Origin of the sequence: Metabacillus idriensis, from assembly GCF_050483325.1 — a bacterium.
In the GTDB taxonomy this organism is placed as follows: domain Bacteria; phylum Bacillota; class Bacilli; order Bacillales; family Bacillaceae; genus Bacillus_P; species Bacillus_P idriensis_A.
Genome location: NZ_JBCMYF010000006.1, coordinates 211,486 through 231,901, shown reverse-complemented (window position 1 = coordinate 231,901; position 20,416 = coordinate 211,486). Strand labels below are relative to the sequence as shown.

At 41.5% G+C, this 20,416-nt stretch carries 19 protein-coding genes; 5 read left to right on the top strand and 14 right to left on the bottom strand.

Going from position 1 to position 20,416, the window contains the following annotated elements; translation table 11 throughout:
* Positions 1 to 217: 217 nt before the first annotated feature.
* The 5 genes from ABEQ24_RS04325 to ABEQ24_RS04305 all read right to left on the bottom strand — a co-directional run bounded on the left by ABEQ24_RS04325 (position 218) and on the right by ABEQ24_RS04305 (position 5,388).
* Positions 218 to 694: a MaoC/PaaZ C-terminal domain-containing protein gene (locus ABEQ24_RS04325; RefSeq protein WP_430005621.1), complete on the bottom strand. Its 477-nt coding sequence runs from the start codon at positions 692 to 694 to the stop codon at positions 218 to 220.
* A gap of 83 nt (positions 695 to 777) precedes the next feature.
* On the bottom strand, positions 778 to 1,716 hold the full coding sequence (mdh, locus tag ABEQ24_RS04320) for a malate dehydrogenase (protein ID WP_430005620.1): 939 nt from the start codon (positions 1,714 to 1,716) through the stop codon (positions 778 to 780).
* Positions 1,717 to 1,786: 70 nt separating this feature from the next.
* Complete coding sequence (gene icd, locus ABEQ24_RS04315; RefSeq protein ID WP_430005619.1) at positions 1,787 to 3,055, bottom strand: NADP-dependent isocitrate dehydrogenase; 1,269 nt, start codon at positions 3,053 to 3,055, stop codon at positions 1,787 to 1,789.
* A 362-nt stretch (positions 3,056 to 3,417) separates the two neighbouring features.
* Positions 3,418 to 4,536 carry a citrate synthase gene (citZ, locus tag ABEQ24_RS04310; protein ID WP_430005618.1) on the bottom strand — a complete coding sequence of 373 codons (1,119 nt, stop codon included), beginning with the start codon at positions 4,534 to 4,536 and terminating at the stop codon, positions 3,418 to 3,420.
* A 393-nt stretch (positions 4,537 to 4,929) separates the two neighbouring features.
* Entirely contained in the window at positions 4,930 to 5,388 is a 459-nt protein-coding gene (locus ABEQ24_RS04305) for a DUF441 domain-containing protein (protein ID WP_070877752.1), read from the bottom strand.
* 149 nt (positions 5,389 to 5,537) lie between these two features.
* Here ABEQ24_RS04305 and ytvI point away from each other — a divergent pair, with 149 nt between their 5' ends.
* The gene (gene ytvI, locus ABEQ24_RS04300) at positions 5,538 to 6,644 is read left to right on the top strand and encodes a sporulation integral membrane protein YtvI (RefSeq protein ID WP_430005617.1); all 1,107 of its coding nucleotides are present in this window, start codon (positions 5,538 to 5,540) and stop codon (positions 6,642 to 6,644) included.
* A 111-nt stretch (positions 6,645 to 6,755) separates the two neighbouring features.
* Here ytvI and ABEQ24_RS04295 read toward each other — a convergent pair whose 3' ends face one another.
* The 8 genes from ABEQ24_RS04295 to dnaE form a co-directional block, all read right to left on the bottom strand.
* Complete coding sequence (locus tag ABEQ24_RS04295; RefSeq protein WP_430005616.1) at positions 6,756 to 7,142, bottom strand: FxsA family protein; 387 nt, start codon at positions 7,140 to 7,142, stop codon at positions 6,756 to 6,758.
* A 91-nt stretch (positions 7,143 to 7,233) separates the two neighbouring features.
* Positions 7,234 to 8,994, bottom strand: coding sequence for a pyruvate kinase (pyk, locus tag ABEQ24_RS04290; RefSeq protein ID WP_430005615.1), 1,761 nt, complete (start codon positions 8,992 to 8,994; stop codon positions 7,234 to 7,236).
* Positions 8,995 to 9,047: 53 nt separating this feature from the next.
* A complete protein-coding gene (gene pfkA, locus ABEQ24_RS04285) occupies positions 9,048 to 10,007 on the bottom strand; it encodes a 6-phosphofructokinase (protein ID WP_430005614.1) in 960 nt (319 codons plus the stop codon).
* Positions 10,008 to 10,310: 303 nt separating this feature from the next.
* A complete protein-coding gene (gene accA / locus ABEQ24_RS04280) occupies positions 10,311 to 11,288 on the bottom strand; it encodes an acetyl-CoA carboxylase carboxyl transferase subunit alpha (RefSeq protein WP_430005613.1) in 978 nt (325 codons plus the stop codon).
* Positions 11,282 to 12,157, bottom strand: a complete 876-nt coding sequence (gene accD / locus ABEQ24_RS04275) for an acetyl-CoA carboxylase, carboxyltransferase subunit beta (RefSeq protein WP_430005612.1) — start codon at positions 12,155 to 12,157, stop codon at positions 11,282 to 11,284. Before accD ends, accA begins: the two co-directional genes overlap by 7 nt.
* A gap of 143 nt (positions 12,158 to 12,300) precedes the next feature.
* Positions 12,301 to 12,924, bottom strand: coding sequence for a FadR/GntR family transcriptional regulator (locus ABEQ24_RS04270; protein ID WP_430005611.1), 624 nt, complete (start codon positions 12,922 to 12,924; stop codon positions 12,301 to 12,303).
* A 10-nt stretch (positions 12,925 to 12,934) separates the two neighbouring features.
* Positions 12,935 to 14,170, bottom strand: coding sequence for an NAD(P)-dependent malic enzyme (locus ABEQ24_RS04265; protein ID WP_430005610.1), 1,236 nt, complete (start codon positions 14,168 to 14,170; stop codon positions 12,935 to 12,937).
* A 101-nt stretch (positions 14,171 to 14,271) separates the two neighbouring features.
* A complete protein-coding gene (dnaE, locus tag ABEQ24_RS04260) occupies positions 14,272 to 17,634 on the bottom strand; it encodes a DNA polymerase III subunit alpha (RefSeq protein ID WP_430005609.1) in 3,363 nt (1,120 codons plus the stop codon).
* A gap of 137 nt (positions 17,635 to 17,771) precedes the next feature.
* Here dnaE and ABEQ24_RS04255 point away from each other — a divergent pair, with 137 nt between their 5' ends.
* The 3 genes from ABEQ24_RS04255 to ABEQ24_RS04245 all read left to right on the top strand — a co-directional run bounded on the left by ABEQ24_RS04255 (position 17,772) and on the right by ABEQ24_RS04245 (position 18,960).
* Positions 17,772 to 18,110 carry a YtrH family sporulation protein gene (locus ABEQ24_RS04255; protein ID WP_070877732.1) on the top strand — a complete coding sequence of 113 codons (339 nt, stop codon included), beginning with the start codon at positions 17,772 to 17,774 and terminating at the stop codon, positions 18,108 to 18,110.
* Complete coding sequence (gene ytrI, locus ABEQ24_RS04250) at positions 18,107 to 18,610, top strand: sporulation membrane protein YtrI (protein WP_430005608.1); 504 nt, start codon at positions 18,107 to 18,109, stop codon at positions 18,608 to 18,610. The genes ABEQ24_RS04255 and ytrI overlap by 4 nt, the downstream gene beginning before the upstream one ends.
* Positions 18,611 to 18,777: 167 nt before the next feature.
* On the top strand, positions 18,778 to 18,960 hold the full coding sequence (locus ABEQ24_RS04245; protein WP_070877734.1) for a hypothetical protein: 183 nt from the start codon (positions 18,778 to 18,780) through the stop codon (positions 18,958 to 18,960).
* Positions 18,961 to 18,964: 4 nt separating this feature from the next.
* Here ABEQ24_RS04245 and ABEQ24_RS04240 read toward each other — a convergent pair whose 3' ends face one another.
* Positions 18,965 to 19,900 (bottom strand): DHH family phosphoesterase, encoded by a 936-nt coding sequence (locus ABEQ24_RS04240; protein WP_430005607.1) that lies wholly within the window; start codon positions 19,898 to 19,900, stop codon positions 18,965 to 18,967.
* Positions 19,901 to 20,048: 148 nt separating this feature from the next.
* Here ABEQ24_RS04240 and ABEQ24_RS04235 point away from each other — a divergent pair, with 148 nt between their 5' ends.
* Complete coding sequence (locus tag ABEQ24_RS04235; RefSeq protein WP_070877736.1) at positions 20,049 to 20,345, top strand: YtpI family protein; 297 nt, start codon at positions 20,049 to 20,051, stop codon at positions 20,343 to 20,345.
* The last annotated feature ends 71 nt before the right edge of the window (positions 20,346 to 20,416 follow it).

Below are 20,416 nucleotides of genomic sequence, written 5' to 3'. Positions count from 1 at the left end.
TTGCTTATCTCTTTTTATATCTCCATTATAGAGGATAGATGCAATTGAACAAATGTTTTCTTTCAGATCATACTGATCCTGCTCAAAACATGAAGGTTACTATTCTTTAGATTGACCAATAAAAGCAGACAAATTCCTATTGTATTTTTAGCAGAAGGAAAGGAAAATGATTCTAAAAAAATACCAGCAGCCGTTTTAGGCCGCTGGTATCACCGATTTAAAAATTTTCAAGAGCATGGCCGTCCATTGAAGAAAGCTGAACAGGCGGTACAACGATGATCGATCCTTCGATAACAGTCACATCTTTTTCATTTTGAGCTTCTACACTCAAGGTAATCTGATTCTCTGCTTTATTAACATCTGTAACTTCAAAGAAAAATTGAATCATGCTGTAATGAAAGACCGGCACAGGAAACGAAAGATTCTGCTGCAGAATGTGACTTCCCGGTCCCGGTAAATATTTTGAAACAGCAGAAGTAATAATTCCTGTTAGCATGATGCTTGGTACAATCGGTTTTTCATAAGGTGTTAACGAGGCATAGTCATGCTGAATGTACAGCGGGTTTGCATCATTTGTCAGACCAAGATACAGGAGCAGATCTTTATCTTCAATCTTCTCTGTAAGAGTTAATTTTTCCCCTGTAGTAATTTCATCTATTTGTCTCCCAAGTTTTCTTTTTTTGCCAAGCAGCATTTTCGGTCACCCCCCAAAAGTGAAAACGTTTACAATTTCTTTTGCAAAGAAGCTGGAGAGATCTCTCTCCACCTTCAGAGTTATTACGTAAGAACTTTCATGACGCTTTTTACAGATTCTGCGGACTTTGTTAAAGCTTCACTTTCGTCAGTGGTTAATTCAAGCTCAATAATTTGCTCAAGGCCGTTTCCTCCAAGGATCGTTGGAACGCCTAAGTAAATTCCTTTATAGCCATATTCACCTTCGAGGTAAACAATTGCAGGGATTACACGGCGCTGATCTTTAAGGATCGCTTCTGACATTTCAACTAATGAAGCGGCTGGAGCATAATACGCGCTGCCATTGCCTAATAAGTTAACAATCTCTCCGCCGCCTTTGCGTGTTCTCTCAACGATTGCTTCTAAACGGTCTTTCGGGATTAATGTTTCAAGGGGAATACCGCCTGCATATGAGTAGCGTACGAGCGGCACCATATCGTCTCCGTGTCCGCCCAGTACAAAACCTGTTACATCTTTCACTGAAAGATTCAGCTCTTGTGCTACGAATGTACGGAAACGGGCTGTATCAAGTACTCCTGATTGTCCGATTACACGGCTTTTCGGGAATCCTGATTCTTTATACACAGTGTATGTCATCGCATCGACAGGATTTGTTAAAACAATGATGATTGTATTTGGAGAGTATTTCACAATTTCTTTTGTAACGCTTTTCATAATTTTTTGGTTTGTTTGAACTAAGTCATCCCGGCTCATGCCAGGTTTGCGGGCGATGCCTGCTGTAATGATGACAATATCAGAATCAGCTGTATCTGCATAATCACTTGTTCCAATAATATTAGCATCAAATCCTTGAACAGGGCTTGCTTCCAGCATATCTAAAGCTTTACCTTTAGTAGGATTCTCCAGCTGAGGGATATCTACTAATACGACATCTGAAAGTTCTTTTTGAGCTAATAAGAAAGCAGTTGTCGCACCAGTAAAGCCAGCACCGATCACTGAAACCTTTTTGCGTTTCATTCCCATTCAAAACATCCCCTTTACTATGTATGATAAGGCTATTTTTCAATGATGAAAAATAGCCTTACTGGTTTCCTTACATTTTGCTGATTAACGCATCAGCGAACTCAGAGCATTTTACTTCTTTAGCGCCGTCCATTAAACGCGCAAAGTCATACGTAACTACTTTGTCTGAGATTGATTGTTCCATTGCATCAACAACTAATTTAGCTGCTTCATTCCACCCTAAGTGCTCAAGCATTAATACACCGGAAAGAATGACAGATGATGGATTTACTTTATCAAGTCCTGCGTATTTAGGAGCTGTACCGTGCGTAGCTTCAAAGATAGCATGTCCAGTTTCATAATTGATATTTGCTCCTGGAGCAATCCCGATTCCGCCTACTTGAGCAGCAAGAGCATCAGAAATGTAGTCTCCATTTAAATTCATTGTAGCAACTACGTCAAATTCACGCGGACGAGTTAAGATCTGCTGAAGGAAGATATCTGCGATAGAATCTTTTACAATGATTTTGCCGGCTGCTTCTGCATCCTGCTGTGCTTTGTTTGCAGCATCCTTGCCGTCTTTTTCAACGATGCGGTCATATTCAGCCCAAGTAAACACTTGATCTCCGAATTCTTTTTCAGCCAATTCATAGCCCCAGTTCTTGAAGGCACCTTCAGTATACTTCATGATGTTTCCTTTGTGAACAAGAGTAACTGATTTGCGGCCTTCTTTAATCGCATAATTAATTGCAGCACGCACTAGACGCTGAGTTCCTTCTTCAGAAACAGGCTTAATGCCGATGCCTGAAGTTTCAGGGAAGCGGATTTTATTAACGCCTAACTCATTTTTAAGGAATGAAATCAATTTTTCTACTTCCTCAGATCCTTTAGCATACTCAATTCCTGCATAGATATCTTCCGTATTTTCGCGGAAAATGACCATGTCTGTATCTTCAGGACGCTTAATTGGAGAAGGAACTCCATTAAAGTAGCGTACAGGACGAAGGCAAGTGAACAAATCAAGCTCTTGACGAAGAGCAACATTCAATGAGCGGATTCCTCCGCCTACTGGAGTCGTTAGAGGTCCTTTAATCGCGATGAAATATTCGCGGATCACATCAAGTGTTTCTTCAGGGAGCCATTCTCCAGTCTTGTTAAATGCTTTTTCTCCTGCTAAAACTTCTTTCCACTCAATTTTCTTTTCGCCATTATACGCTTTATCAACTGCCGCTTCTAAAACGCGTGAAGCTGCCGCCCAGATATCAGGACCAATTCCGTCCCCTTCGATAAATGGAATGATTGGATTGTTAGGTACGTTTAATACTCCATCTGTTACTGTAATTTTTTGTGCTTGTGTCAAAATAATTACCTCCAGTTATGTATTATATTTAGAAAAGCGGAATCGCCTGGTCAGCTCCGACAGACAGATAAGAAATCACCCGAAAAGTCCGGTTTTGACTTTTTGGGGGATTTTGTTCTGGCCGAGGAGTTAGGCGATGGAGCTAGACAGCTAGAAAAGCGGAACCGACTGGTTAGCTCCGACAGACAGATAAGGATCCGACAGGAAAGGCGCTTTTTGCCTTTACTGGCGGAGCCGTTCTGGCCGAGGAGTTAGGCGATGGAGCTAGACAGCTTAGAGTAGCGGAACCGCCTGGCTGCTGATTTATCAATAAGAGGCCGGTCCAGCTTTCACTATAATAGGCCTCTAATCTTTAAATAAGATTAGCCGCGCTGTTCGATTGGAACATATTTCTGCATGTCAGGTCCTGTATAATCTGCACGAGGGCGGATCAGACGGTTGTTCTCATATTGCTCAAGAATATGAGCGAGCCATCCGGATACACGGCTGACAGCAAAGATAGGCGTGAACAAATCATGATCGATTCCTAAGCTGTGGTACATAGATGCTGAATAAAAATCTACGTTTGGCGGAATGGATTTTTCACTTGTTACGACTTCTTCAATTTTTGTAGAAATTTTAAACCATTTTGGCTCACCAGTGAGGTTCGTCAATTTTTCAGACATTTCCTTCAGATGTTTCGCTCTAGGATCACCCTGGCGGTACACACGGTGTCCAAAGCCCATAATTTTTTCTTTGCGTGCGAACTTTTCATGCACATATGACTCAGCGTTATCAACATCGCCGATTTCCTTGAGCATTTTCATTACAGCTTCATTAGCACCGCCATGAAGAGGACCTTTAAGTGCTCCGATTGCTGCAGTCACCCCTGAATATACATCAGATAATGTTGCTACACATACCCGTGCTGTAAATGTAGATGCATTGAGCTCATGATCTGCATGAAGAACCAGCGCTTTGTTGAATGCTTCAACTGCTACATCGCTCGGCTCTTCACCAGTTAAAGTATACAGGAAGTTCGCTGCTAAACTAGCATCTGATTTTGGTTTAATAGGCTCAAGTCCCTTTCGGATGCGGGCGAATGCTGAAACAATTGTCGGCAGTTTAGCCTGAAGGCGGATCGCTTTGCGGTAGTTAGCTTCCGGATCCATTACATCTGCTTCACTGTCAAACAAGCCAAGAAGAGATACAGCTGTGCGCAGAGCAGCCATCGGATGTACAGCTTTTAAATCGTATGATTTAAAGTGATCGACAACCTCCTGCGGTATTTCAGCATTCTCAGCAAGTTCTTTTTTGATTTCGGCAAGCTGGTCTTTCGTTGGAAGCTTTCTATGCCACAATAAATAAACGACCTCTTCGAAACTAGCATTCTCTGCTAAATCATCGATATTATACCCCGCATATGTAAGAGTATCATCAATAATAGAACTTACAGATGAAGTAGTAGCAACTACTCCTTCTAGACCCCGTGTTGTTGTCATGTAAATCTCTCCTTTGCAAAAATATCCCCATTGATCCGCTCTTCTCGTCAACAATAAAAGATAGCATTCGACAAACTGGTCTTTTTCTTTTTATTTGCCCAATCTTTCAATCGTTTAAACGACCGAGCGCTTGCTCAATACTCAAGCATTTTATAAAAAGAAAATGCTTACATTTACAGCTAATATAATAGCCACATCGAATGTTATCTTCAATTGTGACTTTCATTAATAAGAAGGCGGAATGAAACTGCCTATACCCATTATAAACAATTATCTGATTTTTGTGAACGAAAAGAATTTCCAGAACCAAAAAATTTGTCAGAAAAATGATATTTAAGAAGAATAATGAGTTTTAAAGGCGCCTTCTCATTTATTGTATCAGAATTTATTATATTAACCAAAAAATTTAACCGTTTGCATGACCAAATACGCAATTCCTGCTCCAATCAGCGGTCCGACGGCAACTCCCCCAAATAAAGACACTGCTAAAATGGTTCCAAACACAAGAGCTGTAGTGATATGGGGGTCTTCTGCAAGCAGCGTCAAACCATTCTTAGCAATTAGTGCTACTGCAATCCCGGCTCCAAGAGCAATCCATGCATAGGACGATCTCATTGCCTCTGTCAGCTGCTTAAATCCAATATCACCGGTAGCAATCGGCACCAGTACGGCGATCGTAATTACAGTGACACCCCAATTTATCCCCTTTGCCTGGATATGAGGAAACAATTTCGTATCAAGGCCGGTCAATTTCACAACTAGTAAAAAACCGACTGCGAACATTAATGATTGATTTTTGGCAAGAAATCCAACGATCAATAATATGATTAAGAATAGGACAGGTTGATTCATTTTCTTACTTCCTTTCAAAAGTCTTTTTCAGCACAGCGGCAGATACAGATTTCTTTTCGGCAAAGAGTCTCGGACCGCGTGCCTGAAACAAATACAGAAAATTATTAACGATCTTTAAAAAATCTGAATAATGAACAGGAGGGGATCATGTGAATGCTTACGTAGTACAAGTTACTGTCAGAACGCTTGCCGTTGCAGGCATTATTGCCGCTGCGCTCGCCTCTGTCTATTATATCTCGGCGCTCACTTATCCGTTTATAATCGGACTCATCCTAGCGATGTTCATAAATCCTATGGTCAATCTGCTTGAAAAAAAAATGGTTCGAAGTGCTGCCGTTTTACTATCTATCGCCTTTCTATTTGTCGTTATTGCAGGCATTATTACCTTGCTGGTCACTGAACTCGTAACGGGCACCACGTATCTTGCATCGTCCGTGCCTGAGCATTTCAAAGCCCTTGTCGTTTATATTGAGACATTCATTGGGGACCGTGTGCTTCCCGTCTATGAAGATATTGCAGCTTTATTTAATACGCTTGATTCCAGTCAGCAGGCAACAATCCTTGCCAACATTCAAAATGCAGGCGAAAAAATCGGATCAAATGCAGCCGGCTTTTTAAAAGGGCTGCTAGAGAACATTCCGCTGTTGATCAGCTGGCTCCCGAACGCTGCTACAGTGACGATTTTCTCCTTGCTGGCAGCTTTTTTCATCAGCAAAGACTGGTACAAATTTCAGAAGCTGCTCCGCAAATACCTTCCCTTAAAAGCGAGAAAAAGCGGCAGAACGGTTGTTGATGATTTAAAAAAAGCTTTGCTTGGTTTCATTAAAGCTCAACTGATTTTAATCAGCATCACAACTATTATCGTATTACTAGGGTTACTCTTCCTGCGGGTGGACTATGCAATTACAATTGCTTTGCTGATTGGAATCGTTGATTTGCTTCCTTATCTCGGAACAGGCCTGGTCTTCGTCCCGTGGATCATTTACTCAGCATTCAGCGGCGATCTGCCGTTTGCCATTGGTTTAGGTGTTTTATACCTGATCATCTTGATTCAGCGTCAAATGATGGAACCGAAGATTTTATCTTCAACAATTGGACTTGATCCTCTTGCAACACTGATTTCGTTATTTGCAGGTTTTAAATTATTCGGGTTTCTAGGATTAATTGCCGGGCCAGTTGCTTTAGTTATATTCAATGCCCTTCACAATGCAGGAATATTTGAAGATATCTGGTCATTTATCACTAAAAAATCGTAAGGGCCAACAGAAAAGCGGAATCGCATTTAGCTCAGACATGTCAGATAATGCTCCGCTTTTCTGTATTGGCAAACAGGAAAAAAACCGCTGATGCGAAAAGCTCAGACGGTTCTATCGTATAATCGTAAATCGATTTTGATCGATCATTCTGCTGATCCACTTTTGCAGCAGCGGTTTTACAAATTTTCTTGTTGCGGGGATTAATAAAACAAACCCTGTTAAATCTGTTATAAAACCAGGTGTTAAAAGAAGCAAGCCCCCAACGAGAACACACAGCCCGTCAATTATGGCATCACCCGGTATATTTCCAAAGCTGATTTCACGCTGAACTTTTCGGATTGCTTCCATTCCCTGCTTCTTTGAAAGCCACGCTCCAGCTATTCCAGTTGCAATAATCATTAAGATAGTTGGAATGATTCCGATCGTTTTGCCTGAGAAAAGCAAGATGCCAATTTCACATGCTGGGATGATAATTAAAAATGGCAGCAAATATCTCATCTAATGCACCTCATTTTGTCGTATATAAAGAGTATATGGAATGCATGCAAAAAAGAGAAGGAAAAGCCCTTCTCTTTTTGTCTTTATTTACTTATAGAACACTTGCATGTCCTTGATAGATGGCACCGCGAGATCCATCAACTGTGATTTCCTGACCATCTTTCAGGATAGAAGTTGCATCTTCCACTCCTACGATTACAGGAATTCCAAGACTTAAGCCAACTACAGCAGCATGGCTTGTTAATCCGCCTTCTTCTGTAATTAATGCTGATGCTTGCTCTAAAGCGCCCATCATGTCACGATCTGTACTTTGAGAAACTAAAATGGCACCCTGAGTCATTTTTGATTCAGCTTCAGATGCTGAGCTTGCCACGACAACTTTTCCAAACGCTGTTTTGCGCCCGATTCCCTGTCCTTTAGCAATCACATCGCCGACAACGTGAACTTTCATTAAGTTCGTTGTGCCAGTTTCGCCGATTGGCACGCCTGCAGTAATGACAACTAAATCACCATGCTTAACAATTCCTGACTGAAGTGATTCTTGTACTGCCTGATCAAGCATTTCATCTGTTGATGCCGCTTTTTGACCATTGCGTGAGTATACGCCCCAAACAAGAGCAAGCTTACGTGAAACTGACTCACATGAAGTAACAGCCACGATCGGAGCTTTAGGACGGTACTTTGAAATCATTCTCGCTGTATGCCCGCTTTCAGTCGTTGCTACAATTGCAGCAGCTTTCAAGTTAAGTCCTGTATGCGCAACCGATTGTCCGATAGCATCCGTAATTGTCATGTCAGCCTGTTCGCTGCGCTTTGCAAGGATTTGCTTGTAATCAAGAGCTTGTTCAGCACGTGAAGCAATGTTATTCATAGTTTGAACCGCTTCAACAGGGTATGATCCTGCAGCCGTCTCACCAGATAGCATGATTGCATCAGTACCGTCAAAAATGGCGTTTGCAACATCACTTGCTTCTGCGCGTGTAGGGCGTGGATTGCGCTGCATGCTGTCAAGCATTTGTGTAGCTGTAATAACCGGTTTGCCTAAAGCGTTGCACTTTTTAATAAGGTCTTTTTGAACCAATGGCACTTCTTCAGCTGGAATTTCCACACCCAAGTCACCGCGTGCAACCATTAAACCATCTGAAACCTCAAGAATCTCATCGATGTTATCGACGCCTTCCTGGTTTTCGATTTTAGGGATGATTTGAATATGGCCTGCATCGTGTTTTTCAAGCAATTCGCGAATTTCAAGAACATCTGCTGCACGTCGTACGAATGACGCAGCGATGAAGTCCACTCCCTGCTCAATTCCAAAAACGATATCATTTGCATCTTTCTCCGTGATTCCCGGAAGCTTAACGCTTACGCCTGGAACATTGACACCTTTTTTGTTCTTTAATGTGCCTGTGTTTAAAACCTTTGTTCTGATTTCTTTCGCTTGTTTGTTCATTTCAAGAACTTCAAGTCCAATCAGGCCATCATCAAGCAAAATGATTGATCCAGCATGTACATCATCAATTAAACCTTCATATGAAATTGAGAATTTATCAGCTGTTCCAAGCACCTCTGTCATTGACACGGTCACTTCTGACCCTGCAACAAGCTCGATTGCACCGTCCTGCATAGAATGCGTGCGGATTTCAGGTCCTTTTGTATCCAATAGGATGGCAATATCCTTATTAAGTTTACCTGATGCCTCGCGAATGTTTTTGATGCGTGCTCCGTGCTCTTCAAAATCTCCATGAGAGAAGTTTAAGCGTGAAACGTTCATTCCCGCTTCCATTAATTGCGTAAGCTTTTCAACACTTTCACTTGCAGGGCCGATCGTACAGACTATTTTCGTTTTTCTCATTCGTTATATTCCTCCTGTTAATAGGTATGAAAACGATACCAAACAGATATCATTTAGATCGATAATTCTTTTGAAAGCTGATACATGTTCTTATCAACTGTATGCGGTGTATCTAAAATTTCAAGGATATCATTGTTTGTTAATTCATTGCTTTGAATGCCGACTGCGCGTCCGCCTTTTCCTTCAAGCAATAATTCTACAGCATAAGCACCAAGACGGCTGGCAAGCACACGGTCAAACGCCGTAGGAGATCCTCCGCGCTGAATGTGCCCTAGTACAGATACGCGTGTTTCAAGCTTAGTAGCCTCTTCAATTCTTCTGCCGAATTCGACTCCGCTTCCTACGCCTTCTGCCACGATGATAATACTGTGTTTTTTGCCCCTGTCTGTCCCATGCTTTAACCGGGCAAGAATATCTTCCATATCATAGTCCACTTCCGGAATCAGAATCGTTTCTGCTCCGCCTGCAAGACCTGACCATAATGCAAGATCTCCAGCATGTCTTCCCATGACTTCAATCACGTATGTACGTTCATGTGATGTTGCAGTATCCCGAATTTTATCTATAGCATCAATGACTGTATTCAGTGCAGTATCAAATCCAATTGTAAAATCAGTGCCTGGAATGTCATTATCAATGGTTCCCGGAACGCCTACACATGGAAAACCATGTTCAGTCAGCTTTTTGGCTCCCATATAAGAACCATCTCCGCCGATGACAACTAAGCCTTCTATTCCATGCTTCTTTAATTGCTCGATTCCTTTTAGTTGTCCCTCAACTGTTTTAAATTCAGGACAGCGGGCTGTATAGAGCTTTGTACCCCCCCGGTGGATAATATCTCCTACAGATCCAAGCTCAAGCTTTTCGATATGTCCAGCAATTAATCCAGAATAACCGTGATAAATTCCGTACACTTCTACATCATGATAGATCGCTTTACGTACAACAGCGCGTACAGCTGCGTTCATACCAGGTGAATCTCCTCCACTAGTTAATACGCCGATTTTTTTCATTTTTCTCACCCCAAAGTAGTATGTGATATTAAAATAACATGAAGAAATGGGCAACACAATAGACAAGAAACGACAAATGTCGAATTTTCACGTTACATTTAAACCTTTCTCATTATACAATAAAACCTCTTGTTTTGAGGGGTTTTCAGCGAATCTTTGAAAATTAAATAAAGTAAACGCTTCCTTTTCATTTTGTCGAATAATCTTACCAGCTCAGGGGATAGGTGTTTACCATCAATTACTAAATATATACCCTTAAAAAAAGAAACGTGCTGCCTTCCTGTCCGGAGGCTACACGTTAATCTATTTTACCCCAAGTATTTCTTCTGCAAACGAAACTTGACCGATTCTTTTAAACTTTTCATAGCGATGCTGGACCAGTTGAGATCCATCAAGCTTCAATAATTCTTTCAGGGAAGCATGAATGACTTTATCCATATTTTTTGCCTGTTCAGAAACATCTCTGTGTGCGCCGCCTTTAACTTCATTGATAATCTGATCAATGATGCCAAGCTTCTTCAGATCAGGCGCTGTTATTTTCATTGTTTCCGCAGCTTTTTTTGCAAGCCCTGCATCCTTCCATAAAAGAGCAGCTGCCCCTTCAGGCGAGATAACAGAGTAAGTTGAGTTCTCAAGCATATGAATATGATTTCCAACACCGAGCGCAAGCGCGCCTCCGCTGCCGCCTTCTCCAATCACAATACAGATAACCGGAACAGTTAATCCAGCCATTTCAAATAAGTTTTTGGCGATTGCTTCGCTTTGGCCCCGTTCTTCTGCAGCCTTGCCGGGATAAGCTCCTTTAGTATCGATAAAGCAAATAATCGGACGGTTGAATTTTTCAGCCTGATGCATTAAGCGCAGTGCTTTGCGGTAGCCTTCCGGATGAGGCATGCCAAAGTTCCGGCGGATATTTTCTTTTGTATCCTTGCCGCGCTGATGGCCAATGACCGTTACAGGAAGTCCGCCGTATTTTGCGATGCCTCCGACAATAGCTTCATCGTCACCATAGTAGCGGTCGCCATGTATTTCAAAGAAGTTTGTGAAAAGTTTATCAATATAATCCAATGTTGTGGGACGGTTAGGGTGTCTTGCAATTTGCACTCGATCCCAAGGCTGTAAATTGGTATAGATATCTTTTTCAAGCTTTTCAAGACGTCCTTCAAGCTTCACAATCTCAGCCGTCAGATCTACATCGGTATTTTTTGTGAATTCTTTAAGCTCTGAAATTTTCTGCCTTAGATCTGTTACCGGTTTTTCAAATTCAAGTTCTCCTACCATGCAGATCCACCTCCTGACGTATGAAGTTCCAGGATGTTAGAAAGAGTATCCTTCATATCCAATCGATTAATAACAGCATCGAGCTGGCCGTGTTTCAAAAGAAATTCTGCTGTCTGAAAATCCTCAGGCAGGTCTTCCCGGATTGTCTGTTCAATGATGCGTCTTCCCGCAAATCCAATAAGTGCACGCGGTTCTGCAAAATTATAATCACCAAGTGAAGCAAAGCTTGCAGAAACCCCTCCTGTTGTAGGATGAGTCATGACAGAAATGATCAGTCCTCCGTTATCACTGAACATTTTCAGTGCAGAGCTGGTCTTGGCCATTTGCATTAAGCTGAGTACACCTTCCTGCATCCTTGCACCGCCGGAAGCTGTAAAAATAATAAACGGCAGCTCGCGGTCATTTGCACGCTCTATCGCTCTAGTAATCTTTTCGCCGACAACTGATCCCATGCTGCCCATTCTGAAGCTTGCATCCATAATGGCAATGACCGTTTTATTGCCGTTTATCGTGCCTTCTCCGGTTACAACTGCTTCGTTTAGATTTGTTTTTTTGCGGTCTTTTTCTACTTTTTCCATATATCCAGGGAAATTAAGCGGATTTTCAGAGACCATTTCCTTATCAAACTCAGTAAATGAATGTTCATCAAATAAGCTTTTAATTCTTTCTCTGGCAGTCATGGTGTGATGATGGCCGCAATTCATACACACGCGCAGATTTTTATTCAATTCTTTAGAGTACATAATCTTTTTACAGCTAGGACACTTTGTCATGATTCCTTCAGGCACATCATGCTTTGCCTGCTCAGAAGGAATGGATGCATATTTCTTCTTTTTTGGGTTCTTCTTAGAAAATAAATCCTTTAACAAAACGTTGCCTCCTTTTCTATGAACTTCATTCGGTGTCTCTAGACAGATCGCCTGATTGAATTAATGATTCATTCCTGTCTCTTAGCCATATCTATCTACTTTACCGGATTATTTTCAATTTTTTTGTAAAAAGGTGTCATGTCCTATTCGACATTTTCTTTCTTTGTCAGGGTTTTATAAGAATCAAAAACCTTCTTTTCATCATTTGAAATGAGTCCATCAATTATTTTTTCATATTCGCTTGATCTGCCGGTCTTCTGCTCCGGCTGGATTACCTTTAAATACTCATTCAGGACCGTCCATATCCGGAATAAAAGGTAGTTGTCCGACAGCTTCATAAACTTGGCCATAATCTCCGCATGTCTCAGATTCTGATCCTGAATAGAGAAGCCAATATTCTTTAATTCTTCAGCTTGATTATCTTTTGCAAGCAATAATGTTAACGCACTTGCTTCAAGGAGCCCGTTCATTTCAATCAAATCAGCGATCGCATTTTTATCCTGCAAAATAAACGTGCCGAGAATTTCAACAAGACCATGTTCTCGAAAATCCTTGATATATGTTCCTTCGCCGCGTCTAGTTTCAATCATTCCGAGGAGCTCGAGCGCCCGGAGAGCTTCTCTGACGGATGATCTCCCTGCATTTAACCGTTCAGCGAGTTCTCTTTCAGATGGAATTTTATCCCCTGCCAAAAGAGCATCTTCGTGGATGATGGACCTGATTTGACGAAGTATCTCAATATATACCTTCGGCTTCGGTGCAGTCACAGTCCACCACTCACTTTGTCTCGATGATCGCTAACTGTTTAGTTTTTTCAGCGATTTCATTTGGATCAGCCTTTAGTCTAGCCACCCCGGTTTCCATCGCTGCTTTTGCAACCGCTGCAGCAACCGCAGGAGCAACACGTGCATCAAATGGAGCCGGAATAACGTAGTCAGCGGATAATTCTTCAGCACTAATTAATGAAGCAATCGCTTCAACAGCCGCAATTTTCATTTGTTCGTTAATATGTGTAGCGCGCACATCCAGAGCGCCCCTGAAAATACCCGGGAATGCAAGAACATTGTTGACTTGATTCGGGAAATCTGAACGTCCTGTGCCTATAACCATCGCTCCTGCTTCTTTAGCTTCACTCGGCATGATCTCAGGCACTGGATTCGCCATCGCGAATATGATTGGATCCTTTTTCATAGTAGCAATCATGTCTTTTGTCAATGCACCCTCAACTGAAACACCGATAAATACGTCGGCATCTTTGATGACATCTGCCAATGAGCCTTCCGCACGGTCACGGTTCGTAAACTTAGCGACTTCCGCTTTTACGTTATTCATCCCAAACGAACGTCCTTCAAAAATGGCACCTTTTGAATCGCACATGATAATATCGCGCACGCCATAACGGTATAGAAGCTTGATAATGGCTATTCCTGCTGCACCTGCTCCATTTGCCACCACTTTGATGCTGGACATTTGTTTGCCGGCAAGCTTCAATGCATTCACAAGTCCTGCAACAGTAACAATGGCCGTTCCGTGCTGATCATCATGAAAAACAGGAATATTCGTTTCCTTTTTCAATCTTTCCTCAATAACAAAACAATTCGGCGCAGCAATATCTTCAAGATTGATGCCTCCGAATGTAGGCTCAAGCAATTTGACCGTCTCTACAATTTTATCCACATCTGTTGTATTCAAACAAATCGGAAATGCATCAACTCCCGCAAAGCTTTTAAAAAGGACTGCTTTTCCTTCCATTACCGGGAGTGCTGCTTCCGGTCCGATATTTCCGAGGCCAAGCACGGCAGTGCCGTCTGATACTACTGCCACCATGTTGCCTTTCATTGTATAGTCGTACACTTTATTTTTATCGTCATAAATTGCCTTACAAGGTTCAGCGACCCCTGGAGAATAAGCTAAGCTTAAGTCTTTAGCATTTCTGACTGGTACTTTTGATTTTGATTCTAGCTTTCCTTTATGAATTAGATGCATATGTAATGCTTCTTCTCGCAATGACATCTTCTCACTCCTTAGGGTCATATTGGAGGTGGTCTGACCACTCCAGCCAATAATAAATCATAACATAATTTTAGGTATTGTAAAGACTTGTATTTTTGCTTTTAATCTTTCACTGCCACATTCTGATTGCCTAAAAGTTCTCTCAGCACAGACAAACACCGGTCAGTTGCATCCACAAAATAATCTTTTGGAAGCTGAACGGTTCTTTTGTCCTTCTCGTAATAAAGAAAAACCGGAGTGCCGCCCCGGTGCTGCTTGAGGGTATCTTGTACAATCTGCAGTTTCCCCTCAGCCAGATGGGACTCTTCAATTTTAAGGAACAGTGTTTTCGTTCTCTTCTCAAGATCTTGAATGGTTTCTGCATCTGATAAAATCAGCTGTGGCCGGTCATTTCGATTCTCAATCTTTCCGCTCAGGACTGCAACATTTCCTTGAGAAAAAATATCCCCGGCTTTTGTATAAACAGCCGGAAAGGCAACTGCTTCAAGTTCCCCGCTCTCATCGCTTAATGCAAGAAAAGCCATAACCTCGCCTTTTTTTGTCCGGATCGTGCGGATGGCTGTAATAAATACTCCGACCTTCACCTTCTGATGCAGCAATTGCCGCGCATCGCTGATTTTCACAACCCCAAAACGATTAAATAAGAACGAGTGCGCTGATGCTGGATGACTTGAAAAGTAAAATCCCAATGCTTCCTTTTCAAATTTAAGCAATTCTTCCGTTTTGAATGGTTCAACTTCTATATATTTCGGCTTAATACTGAATTCTTCCTCTTCCAAAAACAAATCATATTGATTTTCATCATCTGAAGAAAAAAGTGCCGCATGCTCGATTGCTAAATCAAGACTTGCAAGCAGCGTCGATCTTTCCATCTCAAACTCATCCATTGCTCCGGAAAAAATGAGGGATTCCACCACCTTTCGGTTGACGATTTTCATCGATACCCTTACGCAAAAATCAAAAAGATCGGCAAATTCCCTTTTCTTTCTTGCCTGATAAATTTCTTTAACAGCATTTGTTCCAACATTTTTTATGGCATTAAGACTGAATCGAATGCTTCCCTTTTCTACAGTAAAAGGATATTCACTTCTATTAATAGATGGCGGCAGAACAGCAACGCCATTCTGCTTGGCCTCTCTAATATATTGCGCGACTTTTTCATCATTGCCGATCACACTGGTTAAAAGTGCCGCCATGAAATATACAGGGTAATGGGCTTTCAGAAAAGCAAGCTGAAAGGAAATCATGCTGTAGGCTACGGCATGGCTTCTATTAAATCCATAGTTTGCAAATTTAACGATTAAATCATAAATGCTGTTTGCTGATGTTTTATCATAGCCATTTTTCATGCATCCTGATACAAAATGCTCTCTTTCCTGATCAAGTATATCCTTAATTTTTTTTCCGACTGCCCTTCTTAATAAATCAGCTTCACCTAAAGAAAACCCAGCCATTTTTGAGGCTATTTCCATGATCTGCTCCTGATACACGATTACCCCATTGGTTGTTTTTAAAATAGGCTCAAGTGCAGGATGCGGGTATTCGATTTTCTCTCTGTGATGCTTCCGGCTGATAAAGAGAGGAATGTTTTCCATTGGTCCCGGACGAAAAAGGGCATTTACAGCCACAATATCCTCAAGATCTGTTGGTTTCAGCCTTCTAAGAACGCTCCGCATGCCTTCAGACTCCAGCTGGAAAACTCCCGTTGTATCCCCTTTGCCGAGCAGTTCAAATGTCTTTTCATCTTTATAGGAAATTTGGGAGAAATCGATTTTTTTCTTCTCATTCCGTTCAATATGACTTGTTATTCTTTCGATAAGCGTTAAGTTTCTAAGGCCTAAAAAATCCATTTTCAGCAATCCAAGGTCTTCAAGGTAATCCATCGAAAATTGAGTCAAATAGATCCCGTTGTGCCCATCCTGAATGGGAATGATGTCCGTCAGCGGTTCGCTGCTGAACACTACACCGGCAGCATGTGTGGATGTATGGCGCGGCAGACCCTCAATCTTCAGGGCCGTTTCATAAATTTTTTTATATAAATCTGACTCTGTTAAAAGATTTCGCAGATCTTTAGACTCTGAATAAGTCTGCTTTAACGTTGTACCGGGTTTAGAAGGGATGAGCTTTGCCAGTACATCCGCCTCTTTTGCTGATGCCCCCATGACTCTTCCGACATCACGAAGCGAGGCTTTTGCTGCAAGCGTTCCGAATGTCACAATCTGGGCTACGTGCATAGAGCCGTATTTTTCTGCAACATAGGCAATCATTTCATCCCGTCTTGTATCAGGAAAATCAATGTCTATATCAGGCATATTGATGCGCTCAGGATTTAAAAAACGCTCAAATAAAAGGCGATGTTCAATTGGATCTACATCTGTAATTTTCAACACATACGCTACCAGGGATCCCGCTGCAGATCCCCTTCCTGGCCCCGTCAAAATATGATGGTCATGTGCATACTTCATGAAATCCCAGACGATTAAGAAATAATCACTGAACTTCATTTGTTTGATTACATCCAGTTCATACTCAAGCCTTCTAAAATATGTATCTGCAGGTTCTCTGAAACGATGTTTTAATCCCTGCAGACAAAGTCTTTCCAAATACTCATCAGCTGATTGGCCGGCAGGTGCCGGGTATTTCGGAAGCTGCGTTTTTCCGAGTTCAAGAGATACGTTGCATTCTTCAGCAATTTTCAGCGTATTCTCCAGAGCTTCGGGACAATCTTGAAAAAGTTCAGCCATCTCAGAAGGAGATTTAAAGTAATACTGATTCGAAGGCAGTGCATAATCGCTGTCATCTTCCATTTTTGATCCATTTTTAATTGAAAGCAAACAATTATGGGCAAAGGCATCCTCTTGTTCCACGTAATGAACATCATTTGCTGCTGCAAGCGGAAGACCTGTTTGATGGCTTATCTTGAGGATTTCCTCCGTCATTTTGAATTCATCTTGAAGTGAGTGCTTTTGAACAGATAAATAGAAGTCTCCCTCATTAAAAAAGGTCTTGTACAACTCGAGAAGCTTTATTGCTTCTTCACTTTTCCCCTCGCTAATATACTTTTCAGCAAGGCCTGTTCTGCCAGGGGTAATAGCCGCTAAACCGTTGCTGTATGATTTCAGCCATCTGCTCTTAATTCCCTGAGGAGATTTTGTTTGCAGAACACTGCTGATCTTCAAAAGATTCTTGTATCCATCATTATTTTTAGCAAGCAGTATAAGAGGATACCCGGCATCCTCACCGGACTCTTCTAAAATAATTGAAGCTGTCAGTCCGATAATTGGCTTGATGCCATGTTTTTTGCACTGTTTATAAAAAGCAACCGCTCCATACATCGTATGAAAATCTGTAATAGCGAGAGCCTTGAATTGATATGATTTAGCTTTTTCGATTAACTTATCTATTCTTGCTGAGCTGTTCAGCAGACTGTAGGCGCTTTGAACTTGAAGATGGACAAATGGCAATCTATGTTCCCATCCTTTCTGGCATTCTCATAGTTTTATTATATTCCTGTTTGAAAAGTGACACAAATAGAAGCTTTCTCATCACATACTTCCCTGTGTTTGTCCATATACATATCAATAAGGGGATGATGATAAAAATGGAGGTTAAAGAAGCTTTTATACCAGCCTTTATAAATAGTTATTTTATTGCGCTTGGAGTGATCCTTGGCGGTTCAATAATCGGCGGAGTGGGAGCATACTTAGCCGGGGAGCCTCCGCTGTCAACTATTTACAGCCTAGCTAACAGATTGAAAATTTGGGCGCTTGTTGCTGCAATCGGCGGTACGTTTGATACGTTTTACAGCTTTGAAAGAGGATTCTTTGAAGGTGAAACACGGGATGTCATCAAACAGATTCTGCTTATTATTTCAGCTATGGGCGGGGCCCAGACAGGCTGGCTCCTTATTTCTTGGCTGACACAGGAGCAGCCGCAATGAGAATTCCGCCTCTATATAAAAGACCTTCCTGGCAGCGGCTTTTCGCGGGAATGGTTCTCGGCGCTGTCGTAAGCTGGTGTATTTTTCTCTACATTTACGGTGAATGGCAGGAGAAACTAATAACTAAAATTGAAGATCAGGAATATACCATTTCGGATTTGAAAAAAGCCAATCTAAGCTATAAAGAAGAAATTGAGACGCTCAATAAAATAAATCAGGAAAAACTGAGGGTCCAAAACATTCATGTAACTCTTGTGAACGGGGAAAGGTATCAATTCACTTCGCTTATGACCTATATGATTCAAGACCATGTAAAAGAGGATATTTCTGATGTGATGGCAAAGGATTTAGAAAGTGTCTTTAAAAGCCGGAAGCTGATGCAAAAAGCAATTGAAAATAAAGTCTATAAAATTGACGATAAACAATATAAAGTGGAAATTGAGGAAATGTTCATATACACGACCCTTTTTATCGAGCTTAAAGTAGCATTTGCAAAGTAGGAGCCGGGACTTCCGAACCGAATAAACAGGTTAAAAAGGGAATCAACTAAATAATTGGGATTATTTTTAGAAATTTCAATTAATTACATCGCACTCCCTCGCATCTATGGGGTAAAATGGTAATAGCATCAGACCCAATCACCCATTTTATAGAAGGAGGGAATGTGATGTATGTATTAAATCACAAAAAGATGGCCCGTGAAAAAGCTGATCGGCTGAAAGAAGGCTTTTCCGCTTATGCAGAGTCTGCAGAACTGGCATCATTAATTAAAAAGGAACTGCTTGCACAAGGACTGACCTTCCACGAAGATTCAACCGAATTCGGATATTGGTTTATCCCAGTTAAGTGATTGATTATGACTGACACACTTTTTCAAGATCTGCAAGAACCTGCTCTGCTTCTTCCCAATTATAGATTGATGCCCCCGAAGCAAGCGGGTGCCCTCCGCCGCGATATTTCTTGGCTAACTCATTGATAATCGGCCCTTTAGATCTTAAACGCACCCGTATTTGATCGGATTCCTCTACAAAGAAGACCCAAGCCCGAAGACCTTCTATATTGCCAAGCATTCCAACCAGTTGAGAAGCCTCAGAAGCACTTACTTCAAATTTTTCAAGTATTTCTTTTGTCAGAATCATCGATGCTGCACCGGAAGATGAAAGTTTAAAATTTTGAAGAACATATCCGCTGAGTTTTGCTGCATTCACCTTTGTCTTATATAACTCATCGTAAATTTCTGTGAAAGCAAAGTTGTACTCAACGAGCTCACTTGCGTACCTAAGCGTTTTTTTCGTTGTGCTCGGAAAAAGAAAACGGCCTGTATCTCCAACAATGCCTGCATAAATCAGCTGAGCCGCTTTATCAGGCAAAACAAGTCCATCTTCTTTCCCTGAAAGGTAAAATTCATAAATCATTTCACTGACAGAACTTGCTGTCGTATCTACCCACAACAGATCTCCATATGGATCCTCATTTGGATGATGGTCAATTTTAATTAACTTTGCACCTGTACGGTAACGCTGGTCACAAACACGCTCTTGATTGGCTGTATCACAGACAATCACCAGCGCTCCCTCATAATCCCGGTCTGCAACATTGTCCATTTTATACAAAAATTCAAGAGTCGGCTCCCCAAGTCCTGCGAGCAATACTTTTTTTGCAGGAAATGATGCTTTTATGATTTCAGCTAACCCGCACTGAGATCCGTATGCGTCCGGATCAGGACGCACATGCCGATGGATGATGACCGTTTGATATTCTTTTATGGCTGACAGTATTTCACTTTTCATATGTAATCTCCTTTGCGTACCTGCTTATAGACTAATTAAATCATAAAAACCATCGTGCAGAAAAGCGAATCTTCTCTTTTGGTTATGGCAATTCACTGCAAGAATGATTAAAATAGAGGATGTAAGTTTAATATGGAGGTTTTACTTAATGCCTGTATTCGTAATTCTGATCATCTTTGCCTTTTCCTTTTATCTCTTCTATAAAGTCAAATTCTACAGAACAAAAAAACCTATGGAGAAGCAATGGCTCTCAGCAAAGTCAAGCATTGCCCTTGGAATTTTCGTCTTTTTCTTTGGACTCAATCAATTATTTCTTTTTCATTCAACTGTATCATTAGTCGTTGGCATCATTTTTATGATCGTCGGACTCGCAAGCAGCTGGGCAGGATATAAAGCATATAAGCATTATTTGCCGTTTGCTCTTAAGGAATCCAAGCAAGGCTGATAAGAAAAGCGGAAGCGCCCGTTTAGCTTTGGCATGGCAGATAAGGATCCGCCCGCAAAGGCGCTTTTTGC